This window comes from Psychrobacter sp. SZ93C1, assembly GCF_015864635.1.
Taxonomy (GTDB): domain Bacteria; phylum Pseudomonadota; class Gammaproteobacteria; order Pseudomonadales; family Moraxellaceae; genus Psychrobacter; species Psychrobacter fozii.
On record NZ_JADYWY010000003.1, the window covers coordinates 118,453 to 139,944 of the forward strand.

At 42.9% G+C, this 21,492-nt stretch carries 20 protein-coding genes; 11 read left to right on the top strand and 9 right to left on the bottom strand.

Features of this window, described 5'->3' with window-relative positions:
- Positions 1–42 precede the first annotated feature (42 nt).
- Positions 43–927, top strand: a complete 885-nt coding sequence (locus I6E83_RS05170) for an ATP-binding cassette domain-containing protein (RefSeq protein ID WP_197100243.1) — start codon at positions 43–45, stop codon at positions 925–927.
- Between the two features lie 225 nt (positions 928–1,152).
- Positions 1,153–2,379, top strand: a complete 1,227-nt coding sequence (gene pncB, locus I6E83_RS05175) for a nicotinate phosphoribosyltransferase (protein ID WP_197100244.1) — start codon at positions 1,153–1,155, stop codon at positions 2,377–2,379.
- 7 nt (positions 2,380–2,386) lie between these two features.
- Here pncB and xseB read toward each other — a convergent pair whose 3' ends face one another.
- The 3 genes from xseB to I6E83_RS05190 all read right to left on the bottom strand — a co-directional run bounded on the left by xseB (position 2,387) and on the right by I6E83_RS05190 (position 4,839).
- Positions 2,387–2,632, bottom strand: coding sequence for an exodeoxyribonuclease VII small subunit (gene xseB, locus I6E83_RS05180; protein WP_197100245.1), 246 nt, complete (start codon positions 2,630–2,632; stop codon positions 2,387–2,389).
- 45 nt (positions 2,633–2,677) lie between these two features.
- Complete coding sequence (gene xseA / locus I6E83_RS05185; protein ID WP_197100246.1) at positions 2,678–4,240, bottom strand: exodeoxyribonuclease VII large subunit; 1,563 nt, start codon at positions 4,238–4,240, stop codon at positions 2,678–2,680.
- A gap of 230 nt (positions 4,241–4,470) precedes the next feature.
- Positions 4,471–4,839 carry a hypothetical protein gene (locus tag I6E83_RS05190; RefSeq protein ID WP_197100247.1) on the bottom strand — a complete coding sequence of 123 codons (369 nt, stop codon included), beginning with the start codon at positions 4,837–4,839 and terminating at the stop codon, positions 4,471–4,473.
- Positions 4,840–5,217: 378 nt separating this feature from the next.
- Here I6E83_RS05190 and I6E83_RS05195 point away from each other — a divergent pair, with 378 nt between their 5' ends.
- The 9 genes from I6E83_RS05195 (at position 5,218) to purF (ending at position 14,469) form a co-directional block, all read left to right on the top strand.
- The gene (locus I6E83_RS05195) at positions 5,218–5,865 is read left to right on the top strand and encodes an alpha/beta hydrolase (RefSeq protein WP_197100248.1); all 648 of its coding nucleotides are present in this window, start codon (positions 5,218–5,220) and stop codon (positions 5,863–5,865) included.
- 248 nt (positions 5,866–6,113) lie between these two features.
- Positions 6,114–7,220: a cell division protein ZapE gene (zapE, locus tag I6E83_RS05200; protein WP_197100249.1), complete on the top strand. Its 1,107-nt coding sequence runs from the start codon at positions 6,114–6,116 to the stop codon at positions 7,218–7,220.
- Positions 7,221–7,267: 47 nt separating this feature from the next.
- Positions 7,268–7,912, top strand: a complete 645-nt coding sequence (locus I6E83_RS05205) for a nitroreductase (RefSeq protein ID WP_197100250.1) — start codon at positions 7,268–7,270, stop codon at positions 7,910–7,912.
- A gap of 131 nt (positions 7,913–8,043) precedes the next feature.
- Positions 8,044–9,339, top strand: coding sequence for an NAD(P)H-dependent glycerol-3-phosphate dehydrogenase (locus I6E83_RS05210; RefSeq protein ID WP_197100251.1), 1,296 nt, complete (start codon positions 8,044–8,046; stop codon positions 9,337–9,339).
- 84 nt (positions 9,340–9,423) lie between these two features.
- Positions 9,424–9,882: a SixA phosphatase family protein gene (locus I6E83_RS05215; RefSeq protein ID WP_197100252.1), complete on the top strand. Its 459-nt coding sequence runs from the start codon at positions 9,424–9,426 to the stop codon at positions 9,880–9,882.
- 338 nt (positions 9,883–10,220) lie between these two features.
- Entirely contained in the window at positions 10,221–10,811 is a 591-nt protein-coding gene (locus tag I6E83_RS05220; protein ID WP_227680822.1) for a DUF4870 family protein, read from the top strand.
- 161 nt (positions 10,812–10,972) lie between these two features.
- Positions 10,973–12,007, top strand: a complete 1,035-nt coding sequence (locus I6E83_RS05225; protein ID WP_197100253.1) for a quinone-dependent dihydroorotate dehydrogenase — start codon at positions 10,973–10,975, stop codon at positions 12,005–12,007.
- A gap of 104 nt (positions 12,008–12,111) precedes the next feature.
- Entirely contained in the window at positions 12,112–12,609 is a 498-nt protein-coding gene (locus I6E83_RS05230) for a CvpA family protein (protein WP_197100254.1), read from the top strand.
- Positions 12,610–12,933: 324 nt separating this feature from the next.
- The gene (gene purF / locus I6E83_RS05235; protein WP_110922997.1) at positions 12,934–14,469 is read left to right on the top strand and encodes an amidophosphoribosyltransferase; all 1,536 of its coding nucleotides are present in this window, start codon (positions 12,934–12,936) and stop codon (positions 14,467–14,469) included.
- Positions 14,470–14,604: 135 nt separating this feature from the next.
- On the opposite strand, the gene I6E83_RS05240 is transcribed toward purF, so the two are convergent.
- The 6 genes from I6E83_RS05240 to yajC all read right to left on the bottom strand — a co-directional run bounded on the left by I6E83_RS05240 (position 14,605) and on the right by yajC (position 21,338).
- Positions 14,605–14,964 carry an AzlD domain-containing protein gene (locus I6E83_RS05240; RefSeq protein ID WP_197100255.1) on the bottom strand — a complete coding sequence of 120 codons (360 nt, stop codon included), beginning with the start codon at positions 14,962–14,964 and terminating at the stop codon, positions 14,605–14,607.
- Positions 14,954–15,703, bottom strand: coding sequence for an AzlC family ABC transporter permease (locus tag I6E83_RS05245; RefSeq protein WP_413787050.1), 750 nt, complete (start codon positions 15,701–15,703; stop codon positions 14,954–14,956). The genes I6E83_RS05240 and I6E83_RS05245 overlap by 11 nt, the downstream gene beginning before the upstream one ends.
- Before the next feature lie 102 nt (positions 15,704–15,805).
- Complete coding sequence (locus tag I6E83_RS05250; protein ID WP_197100256.1) at positions 15,806–17,224, bottom strand: MATE family efflux transporter; 1,419 nt, start codon at positions 17,222–17,224, stop codon at positions 15,806–15,808.
- 304 nt (positions 17,225–17,528) lie between these two features.
- On the bottom strand, positions 17,529–18,788 hold the full coding sequence (gene secF, locus I6E83_RS05255) for a protein translocase subunit SecF (protein WP_197100257.1): 1,260 nt from the start codon (positions 18,786–18,788) through the stop codon (positions 17,529–17,531).
- A 9-nt stretch (positions 18,789–18,797) separates the two neighbouring features.
- Positions 18,798–20,675, bottom strand: coding sequence for a protein translocase subunit SecD (gene secD, locus I6E83_RS05260; protein WP_197100258.1), 1,878 nt, complete (start codon positions 20,673–20,675; stop codon positions 18,798–18,800).
- Between the two features lie 336 nt (positions 20,676–21,011).
- On the bottom strand, positions 21,012–21,338 hold the full coding sequence (gene yajC, locus I6E83_RS05265) for a preprotein translocase subunit YajC (RefSeq protein ID WP_110922992.1): 327 nt from the start codon (positions 21,336–21,338) through the stop codon (positions 21,012–21,014).
- Positions 21,339–21,492 lie beyond the last annotated feature (154 nt).

Here is a 21,492-nt window from a genome sequence, read left to right on the forward strand (position 1 = left end):
GCAGACAGGCCTCAATAAAAAATAACAATAGCGAGAACCGCAATGAATCACATCCGGCTACAGAACATCAGTAAGATTTATAATGCCAGCAGCACGCAAGCAAAGTCTGTGATGGCATTATTGGCTGAAGGTATGGATAGTATTGCGGTAAAAGAGCAGACAGGTTACTCGGTTGGGCTATATGACATTAATCTAAACGTTAAAGCGGGCGAGCTACATTGTATTATGGGGCTATCAGGCTCTGGTAAATCAACATTGATACGGCATATCAATCGCTTAATCGATCCAACCAGTGGCAAGATATGGGTCGATACGAGTATCGATGCGCAGACCACTATCACAGATGACGATGTACTTGCTGCTACTCAAAAACCATCTGCTGCTATCAATGTATTAGAGCTGAATGATAAGGAGCTACAACATTATCGCCAGCAAACCGTCAGTATGGTCTTTCAGCACTTTGGCCTTGTGCCGCATATGACGGTTATGCAAAACGTCGCTTACGGTTTGCGTGTGCGAAAAATGAGTACCGAAGAGCGCCACGAGGTCGCGCGGCATTGGCTAAATGAGGTGGGGTTACCTAATCTGGAGCATAGCTATCCGGATGAGTTGTCAGGGGGCATGCAGCAGCGTGTGGGTCTGGCGCGTGCTTTGGCAACTGATAATCCAATCTTACTGATGGATGAGGCGTTCTCTGCACTTGATCCACTCATTCGTGCTCAATTGCAAGACCAACTACTTGAGCTACAAGAGCGGCTACATAAGACTATCGTCTTTATCACTCATGACATAGATGAAGCGGTGAAAGTCGGTCAGCGGATCAGTATTTTGAATGGCGGACGTTTAGTGCAAACGGGCACACCTTATGATTTACGCCACAACCCAGCGGATGATTATGTTGCACAGTTTATGCGTGCTAAAGCATAAAGCCTGTTCAGTATTTATTGATAGGTTTGTGCGGTATATTTATGGAAGGTGTGAGTAATCGTAGTAATTCTGCTGCAATTAATCGTGAACTCTGAAATGAATGGCAAACTTCGTTATACTTGACGGCTTGTTAATGACTCTTCATCTTTTATTATTCGCATATGATGTCGCTTTGAGTATTGGGTGGCGTTTATTTCTTATTTCTGTGTTTTTTAAGGCCATAGCATGACCGCTAACTATGCACCTATTATTACCTCGTTACTTGATAATGACTTATATAAATTTACGATGCTACAAGCCATGCTGCATCAGTTTCCACAGACACATGGTGTTTACCGCTTTCGCTGCCGTAATAATGAAGATACTGTCTATCCACTGGCTGATATTAAAGAACAGTTAGAGAGGCAACTAGACAGTTTATGCGAGCTACGATTTTTAGAAGAAGAGTTGGACTACTTGCGCAGTTTACGCTTTATGCGTTCAGATTTCGTCGATTATTTGGAGCTGTTTAAGCTAAAGCGTCGCTTTATCACTGTCAGTACCGATGATGAAGGTCGCTTGTTTATCGATATTGAAGGGCCGATGATTCAAGCGATGTTTTTTGAAGTATTCGTCTTAGCCATTGTTAATGAATTATATTTTGATGCGTTATCCAGTGACACTGTCATTGAAGAAGGTCAGCGTAGGCTAGATGAAAAAGTCACGTTATTGCATCAATATGCAGTAGAGCAGACAAAAGAAGACGGTGATACACCACCGTTTATTGTCGCTGACTTTGGCACTCGTAGGCGGTTTAGCAAAGCGTGGCAATCGCATGTGGTGCAGACGTTACATCACGCTGAACCAAAAATTGTTAGTGGTACATCCAACGTGTATCTGGCAAAAAAATTAGGCATGACGCCAATCGGTACCATGGCGCACGAGTTTATGCAGGCATTTCAGGCATTGGATGTGCGTTTGCGTGATTCACAAAAGGCTGCGCTTGAAGCATGGGTACATGAGTATCGTGGTGATTTGGGTATTGCATTGACCGATGTCGTTGGGATGGATGCATTCTTACGTGACTTTGACTTATATTTTGCTAAGCTATTTGATGGCTTACGTCATGATAGCGGTGACCCCTATATCTGGGGTGATAAAGCGATTGCTCATTATGATAAGTTGAAGATAGACCCTAAGACTAAAATACTCACCTTTAGTGATGGTTTGAATCTTGACAAGGCTTGGGAGCTGCATCAATACTTTAAGGATCGCATTAGAACCAGCTTTGGTATTGGCACAAATCTCACCAATGATATGGGTATTACACCGATTAATATCGTGCTGAAATTGGTTGAGTGTAACGGTCAGCCAGTGGCTAAACTCTCTGATAGCCCAGGCAAGACCATGATCAATAATGACACGTATCTTGCCTATCTTCGCCAAGTCTTCGAGGTGGATGAACCGGAATAAGTGTAACTTAGCTGTCTACTTCACCAGATTGAACGTCTTCAGCAAAGGCAGCATCTAGTGCTTGTTGTACCGCATTGATGCGGGTCTCACAAACGCGATAAGCCGCAATGGATTCTTCAACAGTCGTCATCAAGTTATCAATATCAGGCTCGTCTTGCTGCTGTAATTCAGCTGCATTGGTTTTTAGAATATCATAAGCCGCCTTAAAGGTTTTTGGGGCGGCTTTTTTGCGTCGGCGAGTAGGGGTAGTCATAAAATTTCCTAATTTTTAAAGGTAAGATAAGTAGTTGGGTAATCGTTAAATATTATTATGTGGTTGAGTTGGCATATCTGAGGTTTCCGTCGCTTTTTGATCCGTACTGACATCAATAATCTGCGCTTTTGCCTTACCGTCTTTTAGGACGATATGCACAGTTTGCTCAGGAGATAGCTGGGTGCTACTGGTCAGTATCTTCTTTTCTTTTGTGTCAGTCAGCATGGTATAGCCTTGCTTAAGCACACGAGATGGTCGATGCAGTAGCACAATGTCACGGAGATGCTCACTGTCACGTTGTGCTTGTATGACTTGTTGCTGAGCACTTTGCATGACAGATTTCTGATGATTCTGACTATAAGTAGCAGCCGTTATTAATTGCTGATCTGCAGAGGTTTGTGTTTGTACGCGTAGCTCGCTTGTCAGTCTAATGGCTTGCTTTACTTGGCGCTGTGCGCTTTGCTGGATATTTCGCCATGCGTAATCGCTGTCTTTTCGTAGTGCAGTTAGTTGACCAATCGTTTGCGACTGTACTTGGCTCAATTGTCGTGATGTTTTTTGCTCGGCAGTATTCAATTGGCGCTGAGCAGCTTGCTTGATTTGCGCTCGATATTGTAGTGTCTGAGAGACCAGTTGCGCCAAATGACTGCCAATCGCAGCGATAACTTTTGAGGGTGTGTCAAAGCTGGTATGAGCGACTTCATCTAATATAACTTTGTCACGTTCATGCCCAATGCCGACCCACACAGGAATAGCCTGCTCAGCGACCAAAGCGGCCAGCTCGTAATCATTGAGATAGGCCAGATCACCAACAGCACCGCCACCACGAATAATGACTAATAGATCTGGCAAATGCTGATACGTGTCGTAAAACTGCTGCTGAGCGCTGACGATAGCTTGACGGATTTCGGCAGGCGCATGATTGCCTTGAAAAGTAGCGTTATGATAATGGAAATGACAAGCACCTGTACTGGCTAAACGATCCGCATCTGCTTGAAAATCTCCTAATCCTGCCGCTTTTTCAGGTGCAATCACAAGGACATGCTCTATATCAAAAGGGGCAGGCAGTTGCTGATTGAGATGCAATAGTCCTTCGCCTGTCAAACGGTCAACCATTTCCGCATATTGTCGTGCCAGATCACCTAGCGTATAGCTAGGATCGATGTCTTCAATGGTGAGCGAGAAGCCATATTGCGCATGAAAACCTGCCGATACTTTTAATAAAACCGTCAAATCACGATCGAGTGGCATGCCCGTTGCGCGCTCAAACTTTGCTAAGACACGTGCCGCTTTAAAGCGCCAAAGATTACCACGGCAGCTAGCAATGACCTTGCCGTCGTCATCTTTTTCTGCCAGTTCAAAATAATAATGTCCGCCTTTGCTAGACAGGTTACGAATTTCTGCTTTTACCCATACACGGTGATTAAAGGTTTGTTTGATAACCATATCAACCGCTGATAAGTAGTCGCTCAGACGCAATACGGTATCTTCTAAGTTAACTTCAAGGTTGTTTTCCTGCTCAGCCAGTTCGGCCTCTAAAGTCGCCAAATCTTTAGCAGGCGTTATTACTTTCGCTTGTTTGATACTTGAAAGATTAGGTTTGCGCATAAATAGTAGACCGAAGATGATGAAAGCTTAAAAGCGAGTTGCTTATTGGTTTTCTATAGACCGATAACTTATAGATTGACTAGAAGCTATTGAGTATTGAATAGGGTAGTTTACCCCAAAAGCGTACACACAAAAAGAGAAGCCAACAAGTCTGCGATAAGAATAATATATTAATCGCAGACTTGTTGCCTAAATGCTAAACAGCAATTTTTTTCTGAGGGATATTTATATTATTGGCAACGGAAATTAATCATGTACTCATAATCGTCATCACGTGACAACTCTGGCGAGCCTGTACCAAAAATTGAACCGACGACTGCACCTACTTGTCCAACCATACGGCCAGTGCGTTCATCTAAAATGCCGTTATAAGTTACTGTATCATCGACAATAATGACCTGCTTGCTTTGGCAGGTTTTTTGCGCGCTGTCTATCGCATTTTGCTGTGCTTTTACTTTGGTCTCTGCGATGCCAGTTGTCTCATAAATAGAGTTGGCACGCTGTATAACGGGTGATGAAGGTGTACTTTGGCAAGCACTTAAAGCAAGTGCGGCAGCCATAGTCGCGGTTAAGATGGTAGTTTTATTAAAAGTATTCATAAGTGGTTTTCAATCCTTGTCAGTCGAACATAAATATCAATGTTAAGCAGATATTGTGTGAGCAATATATCAACTAATGTGTCGTCCAGTAACGCTTAAGAATTTAACCTATTCGACTCTTGGCTGTCTAGGCGGTTCTTGTGTTCTGTATTGCAGGGACATTTCATAGCTGCTTTGCTTGTTCGGCTATTGTTTATCTCATTTCTATCGCTACTTTCAAAATAATAATACACCCTAATATTATAGATATAGCCAATGCTAGCCGTTCATCGTTCGTCAAAAATTTAAAAAAGCCGTCCTTGGACACAGCAAATCACTTGAAATAAAAACCATATCTAGGATAATTGAGCCATTCACTCTTAATTAATAAGTAATTGTATGCAATTGATTCCTGCTCCTGCTGGCGTGCTAGAAGTTGACGCACTATGGCAACAAGATAACCCTAACGATCCAAACACCGATACCGTGGCATTACTTTGCCATCCAAATCCGCTATTTGACGGTACGATGAACAACAAAGTGGTCACCACCATGTATCGTTTTGCCCGTGACAATGGGATGCATGTCGTGCGTTTTAACTTTCGCGGCGTAGGGCAGTCAACTGGTGAGCATGATTATGCTGAAGGGGAAGTGGTGGATGCAATGACCGTGCTACAATGGATTGCTGAGCAGACCAATGCACGAAAGTTATGGCTTGGTGGTTTTTCTTTTGGTGGTTATGTGACAGCGCGTGTGGCTGAGCAAGTAATCGAGGCATCCCATATATGGGGGCTAAGTGACTTTGAAGTGTCAAACGTTGCGTTAATCGCACCATCGGTTGAAAAAAATGACAGCAGTGACATTAGCTTGCCTGCTGATAAAACCTTTGAGATTTATGGCAATGCAGATGAAGTCATCGACCCTAATAATATGCAGGAATTTGCTGATAGATTGGGTATTCCTGTAAGCATCGTAGACGGAGCAGGTCACTTTTTTCATGGGCGTTTGTCAGAATTGAAAGGTTTGCTAGAAAAACATAGCATTTAAAGGTTTTACTTGAATGTGGTCAGGTAAAATTTATCTATTATTTTAATATTTATTTAGGGTGTGTCATCAATTAGATTGTGAGGCTTAAAATGAGAAAAATTGTAGCTAAACAAGGAAGAAATTGCCGTTAATATGCACATATTGACAAAATTTCTAACGATGTTTAGCAAAATTTAGCCATTTTAAGACCACTAAATGTATTCATGTACTAATTGATGACACGCCCTAGCCTAATGATGAGTCGTATTATGAGTTTATCTCCATTGCAACGTTACGAGCAAGCCGTCAGTACAGATGAGTTTACTCAAGATGAGCAACAATTCAAGGCCATGAGCTATCTTGATGAGATACATCATCAGCTCGCCAATAGTGTGCCACAAAAGAAAAGTTTTTTTAGCTTTTTAAAAGCCAAGCCCGTAGCACCAACAGGCTTATATATGTGGGGCGGCGTAGGTCGCGGTAAAACATGGATGATGGACATGTTCTATGATTCATTGACCATTGATCGCAAGATGCGCCTGCATTTCCATCACTTTATGCAGCGTGTGCATCAAGAGCTACACAAGCTACAAGGCGAGAGTGATCCCTTAGAGAAAGTGGCTGATATTATCTATGAAGAGGCGGTCATCATTTGTTTTGATGAGTTCTTTGTCTCTAACGTCTCTGATGCCATGATTTTGGGCGATTTGTTTACCATGCTGTTCAATCGTGGTATCACGTTGGTCGCCACCTCGAATATTGAGCCGTCGGGGCTGTATAAAGATGGTTTGCATCGCGACCGCTTTATGCCGGCGATTGCTGAAGTTGAACGGCATACGGCGGTAATGAATATCGACTCTGGTATCGATTATCGTTTGCGCGTGTTACAACAGGCTGAGCTATATGAGTCGCCAATGACCAAAGCCAATCATCATTGGTTAGCCAACCGTTTTGCCAGCTTGTCTAATAACCAGAAAATTAGTAATGAGCCAATTACTATTAATGGACGAGAAATAAAAATCAATGCTCGCACCGAAGATATTCTATTTTGCGACTTCCGTCATTTGTGTATGGAGCCACGTTCAGCGTCTGATTTTATCGAAATTGCTAAACAGTTCAGCACAGTATTGGTCAACGCCGTGCCCGCATTAGAGGATGACACTTACCGTGATCCAACGCGTCGCTTTATTTATCTGGTCGATGAGTTTTATGATCGCCGCGTAAAACTCTTGGTGCGAGCAGAGCAATCTATTTTGGAGTTGTATCAAGGAGAGAAGCTAGCGTTTGAGATTGAGCGTACACGTTCACGCTTGCTTGAGATGCAGTCAGAAGACTATTTGCGCATGGAGCATCGTGTCGAAGTTACTCCAGCATAAAGGCAGCAGTTTTTTAGATAAAAAATAATAATAAATAAGGAACGATAATGACCACATCTAACAACAATGATAAAAAACTGTCTATCAAAGACGTAACCACTGACAGTATGCCGATTACCAGTGAAGAAATGATTGGCTGGATCAACTCAAGACGTAGCATGGGTAATCTGGATGCACCAGCACCCACTCATGCACAAGTTGAAACAGCGATTGGATGTGCGGCAACAGCACCAGATCATAAGAAACTACAACCATGGCGTTTTATCGTCACTGAAGGCGATGCTCGTCATAAGCTAGGTAATGCGTTAGCAGAAGCTGCCCAAGTGAAAGCAGTGCAAGAAGGAGAAGAGCTGTCTAAAAAAGACATTGAAAAGGCTCATAATATGCCTTTACGTGCGCCCATGATTATTACTGTCGTTACTAAAATACAAGCGCATAAAAAAGTCCCACCTTTTGAGCAAATGCTAAGTGCTGGTGCTGCTGTTCAAAATCTTATTTTGGCACTAAAAGCGCAAGGGTTTAGTACCGTGTGGCGTACTGGGTTGTTATGTAACGAACCAGCTGTCAAAGCCTACTTTAATGTTGGTCCAGATGATTATGTCACGGCTTTTGTTTATACTGGGACCAGTCCTAAAGACGAGGCACCACGTAAAGCCATTGATATCGAGTCGTTAGTACGATTTGAGTCATAGCGCCTCTGAGCATCGCCTGTTTAGTCAAAAAAGCCAAAAAAGCCAAAAAAGCCAGATAACTTCAGCACCCAAAATGCCTAAGTCATGATAAGTTCTATTAATAATAAGTCAGTCAACATGGATAAAAGAATATGACCAGCCCCAATAATAGCCATAAAAAAACCAGTCACGAAAATAGCGAAACAGATAAGAATACGCCAGAAAAGCAAAACAGTCTGCTGGCAGGTATCATTGAGCGTGCAACCAAATCAGGTATTGGCCGTAAAAAGCTAAATCCTAGTGCGGTAGAGTCCGCAGTGGCAAAAAACATGGCGGATATTCACAGTAATCCTACCAAGCTGCGTTTGGCATTTTTAGGTGGTGGTAGTTTTGGTACGGCAATGGCAAATTTGGCGGCCCGCAATGGCTGTGATACCACGCTATGGGTACGTAATAAACGCACTGTAAAAGCGATGGTAAAAACCCAAACCAATAAAAAATACTTGCCAGGTTATAAGCTTGATGATCGCCTCAAATACAGCCATGATTTGGCGGCAAGCGTCAAAGACAAAGACATTATTTTTATTGCTGTACCGGGTTTGGCATTTCGAGAAACCTTAAAAAATATTGCGCCATTTATCACTGGACAGTCTATTGTGTCATTGACCAAAGGGATGGAGAAGGACACCTTTGCAATGATGAGCGACATTATTAAAGAGGTTTTGCCAGAAGTGAATTTTGGTGTCATGTCAGGGCCAAACCTTGCAATAGAAATCATGAAAAATATGCCTTCTGCTACCGTCATCGCTAGTGAATCTGAGCCACTGCGCCATGCAGTACAAGCCGCACTACATAGTGCGTTCTTTCGAGTGTTTGCCAGTGATGATGTCAAAGGTGTGGAGCTGGGCGGTGCGCTCAAAAACATCTATGCGATCGCAATGGGTATGGCAGCGGCTTACGATGTCGGCGAAAACACCAAAGCGATGATACTGACCCGTGCCTTAGCAGAAATGAGTCGTTTTGGCGTCGAAGCGGGTGCGAATCCACTGACGTTTTTAGGGTTGTCTGGCGTTGGCGATTTATACGCCACTTGTAGCTCAGAGTTGAGTCGTAATTACCGTATCGGTAATATGCTTGGCCGTGGTATGAGCATCGATGCAGCGGTGAAAAAACTTGGTCAGACGGCTGAAGGGGTCAACACCATTCAGCAAGTACATGAGAAAGCCACCAAAGAAGGCATTTATATGCCTATTACTCATGCGCTTTATGCGGTTATTTATGAAGATAAAGCAGCATTGGGTGTGGCGTTACATCTCATGGAAGCAGGGTTCCGCAGTGATGTCGAGTTTGTCATGGCGCATGACCACAGTAATGCGGCACTTACCGCGCAAATGAAAACGTCAAGCGACAGCGCTGATGATGAAAGTGGCGATACTGATAGTAAGTAAAAACCCCAATGTTAAATGATGACGTTGTTTTAAGAATGATGATTCTACAAGCAACGCCATCATGACAGTACATCAAGGAAGGTTATGAAAATTATACTCGTTCGTCATGGTCAAGCAGAAGATGAATCGCGCCCAGACAGCGCGCGTCAGTTAACGGATTTTGGTCAACAGCAAGCCATACAAACGGCAGAGTATGTGACGGCTCATTACAATCCCGATTACTTTGTCGTCAGTCCTTACGATAGAGCGCAGCAGACACTAGCTGAATTTCAGTCGAGAGCATCTACAGTACCATCGGTCGTATTAAAAAACATTACTCCTTCTGATGATGCGCGTCAGGCTCTCATAGATTTGGCTAATATTGAAGCTGAATGTCTGGTCGTCGTGTGTCATATGTCTATCGTTGCTTATATCGCTGGTCTACTCACAGGTGATTATCCCGAGTCGTTTTCTTTGGCAGAAGCCAGAGTATTTGAGATGGAGTTTGTGATGATGGGGATGGCAACTGAGGTTGATCGCTTTGTACCTGAGCAGCCATATTAAGCTCTTTACTCATGTATTTTTTTAAGGCTAATTAATAAACCATTGGTCCCATATTTCCCATTAGACCGTATCATACGAACGGTCAAAAAATTTCATAAAACCGATACGCAAAACAATATCTATCAGAAACTCTTAAAGGAATTCAGAGTAAATAATCCAATTCAGGGATAAGTGCCCACCATTTCATGCCTGTGTGTTCTATGAGCATGTGCTATCTTCCAACAGAGTATTATGAATACATCGCTCTCAAATCACTGTTTATCATGAGACTCATTGAAAAGCAGCTCATCTACTCCCATCAAATAGTGATTAGTTACTGTTAATTATGGAAATTTACTATGGATCCTTCCTTTAATCACAATTCTGATGATCGTTTGCAAAAACAGACAAAAACTGCTGATAACAGTCATCATGAATCAGGTGGGGCTAGTTTTAATAATGAGGGGTTTAATGATGAGCGTTCTGATTATGGTGTATCTCAGCAACGACAAGGTAATATGATGAGCGACAGTATGAATAACGATAATATGAATAACGACAAGCGCCGTTCTCTCACCACATATAACCACATTACTTATTTTTTATATGTGATTAGCTACTTTACCGCTGGTCTATTGTGGATTGTGCCGATTGTGATGAACTATGCCAAGCGTCGTGATGCTGATGGAACATGGCTGGCCACACATTTTGATTGGCAGATTAAGACTTTTTGGTACAGCATTGTTTTATTTGTCATTGGTATCATGATTATAACGTTTGCCTTGGGCGGCTTTGGTGTCAGCATGTTGGCTGACAGTGATCATATCGCTATTGGCTCGTTACTGTTAGCCACATTTGGTTTTTTAATTATGATATTTACCTTTGTCTGGCATCTATACCGTATCGTCCGTGGTTGGATAGCACTAACGGATGGTCGTCCTGTGCCTTGATAGTCCGTTAGTCGTTACTTATCTATTAGGCTGTGGTTTTAATATAGAAATTTACCGTATGAAACTTTGCTCTTATTTCTGTTAAGCTGATATAATCGCAGCGCCTGATTTCATTCGCACTTTTCATTCACTATGTCTTTTTAGCAGGGTCTGTCATTACTATGTCTTATGCCTTACTTCGTCCTTTTTTCTTTAAGATGGATCCCGAGCACGCCCACGAGATGACCTTGTCCTTATTGGATAAAGCTCACAAAGCACGTGTTTTAGGTTTGGTGTACGGTCAGTCGATGCAGCCAACAGACTGTATGGGTTTACAGTTTTCTAATCCAGTAGGCCTAGCCGCAGGATTGGATAAAAACGGTGACTATATTGATGCCTTGGCTGAGTTAGGATTTGGTTTTATAGAGGTCGGAACGGTCACACCGAGGCCACAGATAGGTAACGACAAGCCAAGATTGTTTAGAATAAAGCAAGCAGATGCCATTATTAACCGTATGGGCTTTAATAACCAAGGCGTCGATTATCTGATCGAAAATGTCAAACGTTGCAAATACAAAGGCAATATTGGCATTAATATTGGTAAAAATGCCGATACGCCAGTAGAGCAGGCAGCAGATGATTACGTCTATTGTTTAGAGCGTGCTTACCCGCATGCCTCTTATATTACCGTCAATATTTCTTCGCCAAATACCAAAAACTTACGTGATCTGCAAAGCGGTGAAGCATTGACTCAGCTTTTAGATACCATTAAAAACCGTCATAGCCAATTGGCGACCGAGTATGGATTTTATGTCCCATTGGTACTGAAAGTTGCCCCTGATTTAGAGCCTCTGCAAGTGGATTATATTTCACAGCAGCTGATAGATTTTGAGATTGATGGTTTGATTGCGACCAATACGACTTTGAGCCGTGTCGGCGTAGAAGACTTACGTGATGGTGATCAAATGGGTGGTCTATCTGGTCGTCCAGTGAGCCATATTAGTACCCAGATTTTACAACAGTTTTCTGATCAGTTGGATGGTAAGGTCGCTTTGATCGGTGTCGGTGGTATCGATAGTGGTGCCAAAGCCGTCAAGAAAATTCAAGCCGGTGCAGAGATGGTGCAGCTCTATACGGGGCTTATCTATCGTGGACCTGGATTGGTACAGTCTTGTATTCAGGCAATCGGTGGCTATTATGATGCCATGGAAAGCTAGACTGTCCATAAACCTATTACAAATTGAATGCTCAAAAATTAATCTTGTCATAAACACTTAAGTAAATACTTGATAAAAATACCATAGGGTATGAGGCATAGAAAATGAGTGGTCTGGATATTGTGATTGCTATTGTTGTCTTGGTTGGCTTGTGGCGCGGCTTTCAAGTAGGGTTGATTAAGACGGCCATTGGTTTGGTCGGTTGGTTGATTGCGCTAGTCGCTGCTACGCGTCTGGCGGGTGTTGTGTCGCCTCAATTAGCAGGTATCGTAGAAAACCCTGTCTTACAAATGGCAATGGCATTTTTATTAGTGGTGATTGTGATATTAGCCATCATGCACACTATTGCATTCGTATTCTCAGGGGTGCTCAAAACCTTACGTCTGGATATCGTTGATAAGATGGCAGGTGGCGTCCTTGGTGCGGCTAAAAACGTACTGATGGTCTTAGTCGTTCTGAGTGTCAGTGCGCCACTGTTGGTACAGATGCCGCAATGGCAAACCTCAGTTCTAGCGCCAGAGCTAATGCCTTATGCACCGATGGGTAAAGCATTGGTGTCAGATGTGCTTGGTATGGCTTGGGATCAAGTCAATCAGTCATAAGATAATCGATTATATTTTTAAGCCCTAATGCTATTATTTTTATCATGTCTTTTTTACCACTCAAGCTTTTATAGCATCAATAACATCGTATTCGACATTCATTCTTGAAAAAATAATTTTTGATAGCAGTTAAGGCTCATAAGTCAGCATCAGTGAATTATGGATGCTTATTTTTGAAAACCGAAAAGATAAATGCTTGTTAAATGTTTCGTAAATATCATCAGGTCGACGGTAAGTGGCAGCACGTATTTTAGATAGTGTGCCGTTTAATTTTTTGCCGTTATTGTAGTACTAATGTATGGGTCAAAATAGGATATAGCTATTATGTGTGGAGTCATTGGAGTTGCAGCTCACGAACCAGTCAATCAGATACTTTATGACGGTTTGACGATGCTACAGCATCGCGGGCAAGATGCAGCAGGTATTGTCACTTTGCAAGATGGACGACTCTATCTACGTAAAGAAAATGGCATGGTACGTGACGTGTTTATGAATCGTCATATGATGAAACTGGTTGGTAAATTCGGTATCGGTCACGTTCGTTACCCAACGGCAGGCACGTCAAGCAGTGCTGAAGCTCAACCATTTTATGTCAACTCACCTTATGGTATTACCCTTGCGCATAATGGTAACTTGACCAATGCTGAGAGCTTGGCCAAGTCTTTGTATATCGAAGATCGCCGCCATCTTAATACTGATTCAGATTCAGAAGTATTGCTAAACGTACTGGCCCATGAAATGCAAAATTTGGGTAAAACCAAAGCAACGCCTGCTGATATCTTTGAAGCAGTCACAGCTGTATATGGCCGTGTCGAAGGCGCTTATGGTGTTGTCGCACTTATTACTGGTCATGGTTTACTTGCCTTTCGTGACCCGAACGGTATCCGTCCGCTTATCTATGGTAAGCGTATGGCTCCAAATGGCGGCACCGAGTATATGGTCGCTTCAGAGTCAGTCGCATTGACAGGATCTGGATTTACGATTATTCGTGATGTCAAACCAGGCGAAGCTATCTTTATTGATCTCGATCATAAAATACATACCCATCAGTGCGTAGAGCAAAAAGAATACACACCATGTATCTTTGAGTATGTCTATTTTGCCCGTCCAGATTCAATCATGGACAATATCTCAGTTTATAAAGCTCGCTTACGTATGGGTGAAAAACTGGCAGATAAAATCATGGCTGAATGGGGCGAAGATCACGATATCGATGTGGTTATTCCTATTCCAGATACCTCGCGTACTTCTGCAATGGAGTTGGCGCTTAAGATGAATGTTAAGTACCGTGAAGGGTTTATGAAAAACCGCTATATCGGTCGTACTTTCATCATGCCAGGTCAGCAGCAACGCAAAAAATCTGTCCGCCAGAAGCTTAGCGCTGTGCCGTTAGAATTTAAAGGTAAAAACGTACTGTTGGTCGATGACTCTATCGTTCGCGGTACGACATGTCATGAAATCATTCAAATGGCTCGAGACGCTGGTGCCAATAAAGTATTTTTCGCCAGTGCTGCGCCACCGGTTAAGTATCCAAACGTGTATGGTATCGATATGCCAGTACGTAGCGAGCTTATTGCTTCAGGTCATACAGTCGAAGAAGTGCGTGAAATCATCGGTGCTGATCGTTTGATTTTCCAAGACTTGGATGACTTGATCGATGCAGTAAAAGATACCAAGCATAGCAAAGTTGAAGGCTTTGATTGTGCCGTATTCAATGGTTGCTACATCACTGGTCAGATCAATGAAGCCTATCTTGATCATCTACAAGAGCAGCGTAATGACACGGCTAAGACAGGTAAAAAAGGCGTGCAAATAGTGGCTGATACCCCAGTCGATATGATGGGTGTTGAAGAGCTTTAAGAAGCAACCCTTCTTAACTAGCTAGCTTTATACAGTACGTTTAGAAAAAGGCTGGATTCTATTAAGAATCCAGCCTTTTTTATGTTTGAAACATTGTTTAACGCTTTGTTTGGCACTAAATTCTAGCTAATGCTTTTAGCCTAGAAAGTTCGTAAATACCCACAACAAGCCACTAATAGCGGCGATACCGACGATCATGCTGACTAATAATTGACGGCTGATATGGTAGACAAGTAAGACTAAAAGTAGGGCACCAATTTGTGCCATCAATAAGTGCCATTCAGCACTATTTAGAGTCGTGGTCGCAGACAGGTCTTGATAAGAGAGACTGGTCAAAATAAGCAACACCATAACGGATAGCGGTAAGCTCTCATTCAGTCGATGCAACCAAGGTGTGTCTAATAGTTTTCTGGGTATTAAAGAAGGCAGCGCTCGCGTGATAAAGGTAACAGCGGCCATCGCAAAAGTCGCGAAAATAAGATAACTACTGGTCATCAGTTTCTCCTGCCATGTTGTTCTTTTCTCCCATGCCTCGCTGCACCCAAAATCCACGTGCTAAAATCAGCAACATACAAATGGTAATCGCAACTAATAGTAACCAGTTACTCGTAAATAACGAGGCTGCTGCTAGAGAGACTACCGCAATACCAATTGGGAAATAGCGTTTGATACTTTGAAACTGCTCATAAGCCAAAATTGCAAACAAGCAAACCAAGGCGAAATCTAAGTGAGGTACCAAATCGCTGAGCGTACTGCCAATCATGATACCAATCGTACTGGCCAGTACCCACCAACTTTGGTTAAAGAGACTGATTGGTAGTATCAAAGATTGTCGCGTCTCATTAGGCAAGCTGGTCATGACTGAAAAAGTCTCGTCAGTTAGCGCAAACAGACAATAGATTTTAGCAAGTTTGTTCTTTGGTAGATATTGCAATAATGGCATACCATAGAACACATGGCGCAAATTAATAGCCGCAATATTCGTCGCGATATTACCAATCGGCAAACCAGCACTCAGCATGGGCAAACAAGCATATTGCGCAGCGCCAGCATATAATACGATACTGAGCATAATGATAGCCCACACAGGGATACCAGCAACTTGCGCGAGTACACCAAAGGCAATACCTGCAGGTAAGTAGCCCATTGCCACGGGTAAGCTTTTTTTGAAGCCTTCAGCCCAGTCATAGCGCATTTTATATGGCTGATGTAATTCTTTTGAACGAGTAGTCACAGAATATCCTAATGGTCTTTGTGTTCAAATTAAATTGAACCGACTATATTACAAACACTTTATAAAAATACGTTATTCAATACCATGTAGTTAAGAGTGGTATTAAGGTTCAGGCTGTAGCTTTTCGTAGCTACCCGTTTGATGCGCGTGGTACAAGAAGCCACCTAAAATAATTAGCCTAAGTAATAATAGACACCACACACTCAACCAAATACCAGTCATGTTCCATTGCTGATAGAGAAACCAACTGAGTGGGAAAAATATAGCGGCGAGTATCAGAGCGGCATTACGGATTACATGACCAGCTGTTAAGCCAAAAAATATACCATCTAACCAATAGGCACCGACCCCGACGAGGGGTAGTAATACGGCATAAAGGTGGTAATTATATGCCAATGTAAAAACCGTCTCGATGTTGGTCATGAACCCTAAATATGTTGGCATTGCAAGCCACCATATTGCACTCAAGGCGATAGCAAGTCCGTAGCTGACGATACCTGTGCGCTTGATAATAATGCGAAAACGTAGCCAATCTCGGCGCCCAGCGGCTTGACCACTTAATGTCTCAGCGGATACCGCAACACCATCAAGGGCAAAGGCTGAGATGCTCAGGACCTGGAGTAAAATAGCATTGGCCGCCAGTATGACATCACCACTTTGAGCAGACAGACGAGTGATCCAAGCAAAACTCAAAGTTAAGATAAGCGTACGAATAAAAATGTCTTTATTTAATGAAAATAGCCTAAGTATGCGCTCTTTAGTAAAATATTGCTTATCAGCAGTAAACAAAGCCCGCCAAGATATTTGTAGATGATGACGACTTAACCACAATGCTAGTAATACACCAAACCAGAAAGCAATGGTCGTACCTAGTGCGACACCAACCAAGCCCATTTCCATCGTAAAGACAAAAAACAAGGTTAGGACAATATTGAGTATGGCAATAAAACCTTGTTGATACAGCATATAGCGAGTTTTACCTTGCCCTGCAAACCAACCAATAAATGCAAAGTTCATCAGCTCAGCAATCACGCCCCAAAACCTAACATCTAAGTAAGTCTGTGCAGCACGTCCACTATCTGGATTGGCTGATAGTGCTTGCAAACCAAAATCTATCAACCAAGGCTTTGCCAATAGCAAGATAGCACCGATACCAAATGCCAGTAGTAAAGCACGTTGCAAGATAGACAGTAGAGGTGAAGGGGCCGTATTAACTGACGTTGCCGTACCATCTGTAGCACTGGTGGTATGATTGGCCAGTTGTCCCATTGCTTGTGCTGACAGCCCAGACGATGCGTATTGTAAAAAGTTAAAACTGACGAGCAATAACGACAATAACTGTATCGCGAGTCCCATACCAGCCAGTTTAGCCGTATCATTCATATTACCGACGATCGCTGTATCGATAACGCTTTGTAGAGGCATGGCAAGATTGGCCAATAATACTGGCAAAGCGATGGCGATAATACGCGTATAACGGGTATCGATGGTCGGCATTGGACTAGATATGGGAGTAGTCATTTTTGGCTCGTTTATACTTAAAACCCAACAAGGATTGAGCGTAGCATATGTGCTATTTATGACAAACACAGCTACAAAGACAAAAGCACCTAGACTCATTATTCATGAGTCAGGTGCTTTGATTTAAACGTTACTACTGTTATTTATGGCAGAATTTTATAGTCAAACTTATATAAATTAAATAAGATATCAGGCTCGCTCAGTCTATTGTTAGTACTTTCACGAGCCTGTCTGTATCTAAATCATGTTGGACTGACTATAACATTTTAGTTAGCTACCATTATGATTGAATACCATTAAACATTTATTCAAACATTTTTGGATCGTTAAAAGTAACGATTTCTTCTTCAAACTCTGGTTTTACTTTTACAATAAAGTCATCACGAGATAGACCCATACGTAATGGAATCGAACTTGCGATATAAGTTGATGAGTAAGTACCAGCAATTAGACCGATGAAGAGGGCAACTGAGAACCAGTATAGACCATCACCACCTAAGAATAGCATTGCTAATACCACTAACAATACCGTTGAGATGGTCATAATCGTACGACGCAGCGTCTCTGTTAAAGACAAGTCGATAGTCTGGCGCGGCGTGATACCACGGACGCGACGGAAATTCTCACGGATGCGGTCATAGACAACAATCGTATCGTTCAATGAGTAACCAATCAAGGCCAAAATAGCTGCCAACACAGTTAAGTCGAATGGAAAGCCAAATAAGGCAAACACACCAATAGTGACAACCGCATCATGAAACAGCGACATGACTGCACCAAGCGATAATTTGAATTGGAAACGCAGGGCAACATAGCCAAGCATACAGGCTAGTGCTAGCGCTAACGACATCACTGAGTTTAAGTAGACTTCACTACCTACTTGACTACCAATAATATTGACGTTACTGATTTCAACGCTATTATCAGCCAAGGTCAATGCTTTGGTCAGACTGGTATTGAGTCCATCAACATTATCAGACTGAGGTGGTAGGCGGATCAGTAGCTCTTGTGATGTTCCTAGATACTGTACGACGGCATCATCAAAACCATTGTCTGACAAGGCATTCACAACATCAACTTGTTCAACAGACTGCTCATAACGTACATCTGCTGAGACACCACCCGTGAAATCAAGTCCCAAATTCAGACCGTTTACGGCGATAGCAATGATACTACCAATGACCATTAATAAAGATAAAATTGCCATCGGCTTTTCTATCTTCATAAAAGGAATGATACGCTGGTTGCCAATGGCTTTGATACCACCTTCAGCTTGTGCCGCCGCATCATCTGCCGCATCACCTGTTGCTAGATTAGGATCAGTTGCTTGAGTGGCCAGCGCTTGACTGTCTTTACTAGCACCTTTGCCACCGCGACGAGTTTTACTGTTACTCGGCTGCGCGGTGACAGGGTTATTGGCTTTAGTATTGCTACCTTTACCATCACGGCGTGGTTTGTTACGGCGGCGCGTGCTTGCATTGTTTCCATCGCCATTTGAGCCGCCTGAACCATTTCTATCTGGACTATTCTGCTGTTCTAGAGGATTTTTATTCTCGATAGCCATAATGTTCTCCTAACCGATGCTCAGACGTTTGACGGATTTACGCTTACCATAAGCAACTTGTACCAGCGCACGTGTGACCAGAATAGCCGTAAACAGCGAGCTGATAATACCAATAGCTAGCGTGATCGCAAAGCCTTTAATCGGACCAGTACCAATCGCAAATAAGATAAATGCGACCAATAAAGTTGTAATGTTGGCATCGAAAATACTACTAAAAGCTCGGTCAAAACCTGCCACGATAGCAGATTTCGGCCTTACTCCATTGGCAATCTCTTCACGTATTCGCTCAAAGATTAGTACGTTTGCATCAACTGCCATACCGATGGTCAAAACAATACCAGCGATACCGGGTAGGGTAAGCGATGAGCCTAGGATTGACATGATAGAGATGATGATAATCACGTTGACTGCTAGTGCTACGTTAGCGATGACACCAAACAGACGATAGAAGATAATCATAAACGCAAAGACTAGTAGATAGCCGACCTGCGTAGAGAATAGACCTTTTTCAATGTTCTCTTGACCCAGTGATGGACCAATGGTGCGTTCTTCTACAAAGTACATCGGTGCCGCAAGTGCTCCTGAACGCAGTAGTAGTGCAAGCTCAGCAGCTTCAGCACTGCTGTCTAGCCCAGTAATACGGAAAGAGGAACCTAGAACCGCTTGAATATTGGCACGGTTGATGACCTTGGTTTCAGCATAAGGCGTACGTATTTCTTCCGTCTCGCCAGTTACTGGGTCTTCTTCATAGGTGATTCTTTGCTTGTTTTCAATGAACAATACAGCCATCTGTTTACCAACAGCGGTACGAGTAGCGTTTTGCATGAGCTTGCCGCCAGCACTGTCCAATGTAATACTTACTTCAGGTAGACCGCTTTCATCCAAGCCAGTTTGAGCATTGGTCACTTTATCGCCGCTGACAATAGCTTGACGTTCGAGCAATACAGGCGGGCCATCCAGTGTTTCAAACGGGAACGCTTCAGTGCCCGCTGGAGGAATACCACCTGTATAGTTGTCGGCATCTTCTGCCACCATACGGAATTCAAGGTTTGCGGTACGTCCAAGGACACGTTTTGCTTCTGCAGTATCCTGTACACCTGGCAATTCTACGACGATACGATTGGCACCTTGTGATTGCACTAGGGCTTCAGTAACACCCAGCTCGGCAATACGGTTGCGTAGCGTTGTCAAGTTTTGGTTGACAGCATAGCTATTGATTTCGTCAAGTGTCGCATCGTTATACGATAAGAGTAATGCAGGACCTTGATCATCAATAGAAGACTGCAAGCTAAAGGTGGTGCCCATCGATCCTTGTAGGATGTTTTGTGCACGATTGCGAGTGTCTGTATCAGCGAAATGCAGTACCACGCTTTGATCTTCGGTCTTGATACCTTTGACTGCAATGCGTTCAGCACGTAGCTCGCGACGCATGTCGCTACTAGCACCCGTCAGACGTTGCTCAAGTGCTTTGTCCATATCGACTTCGAGTACAAAGCGCACACCACCACGTAAATCAAGACCAAGTTTCATCGGTTTTGCGCCGATGTCACGTAGCCACTGCGGTGTTGTCTGTGCTAAGTTAAGAGCGACCACATAGTTTTCGCCCAAATTTTGACGTAGCACTTCTTGCGCCTTTAGCTGATCGACTGAATTATCAAGACGAACCAGCGCACTATTGCCCTCAAACGTGCCATCATGGTTATTCAGACCGGCGTCTTTGAGTAAGCTTTGCGACTGCGTTAATATCTCTTCAGACAGCTGTGTACCTGCAGCAGCACTTGTAATCTGCACAGCGGGCTCGTCAGGATAGAGGTTAGGGGCAGCATATAGACCGGCAATGAGTATCACGACGGTAATAAGTAAGTATTTCCAAGCGGGATATTGCATAATCACTTCTTTAAGTTGATAAACAACTGGCGACGTAGGCCACAAGTTAGCAGATGGGAAGTTAGCGATAGCAAAGGTCTAATGCTGCGTATAAAAGCCATCATTATGTACCGTTGCGATCATCCGCGGTGATAGTAAAACAAAAAATAAAAACAACCTACTCAATAAGAGTAAATATAGACTATCCAGCAGTCTATAAGACTATTTTGTTATAAGACTACTTTGTCTCATTTCTTTATAGCGAAAAATGACCGTAAATAATGTACGGTCATTTTTAGTCGCGACATCTACTGATGATACGACCATCAAACAATCATTCATAGCAATGATTGATGATTAAATGCTTTCGATAGTGCCAGCAGGCAATACTGAGATAACAGAAGCACGTTGTACTTTGATATCAGTATTATTATTTAAGCTAACCACTGCATAGTCGCCTTCTAGGTTTTTGATGCGACCCATTAAGCCACCAGCAAAAATGATTTCACTACCAACGCTCAAGGCATTGACCATCGCACGATGTTCTTTGGTACGCTTAGACTGCGGGCGAATAACCAAGAAGTAAAAAATCGCAAAAAAAGCAACAGGTAGTAGAATCTGACCAAATAGTGACGCAGCACCGGCAGTTTCGGCAGCATGAGCAGCTTGAATAAATAAGAACATAGTTTCTCTCAGTAAGTCATGGATAATAATAAAATTAAACGCATAGTAACAAAAAATCCCAGACTTGGTAACTGTTAATCATAGCCTGAGTACGTTTTTCTTAAGGTAATCGTCAAGCCAGCGGTCATTACTTCTAGTGGCCGTATTTTTGATA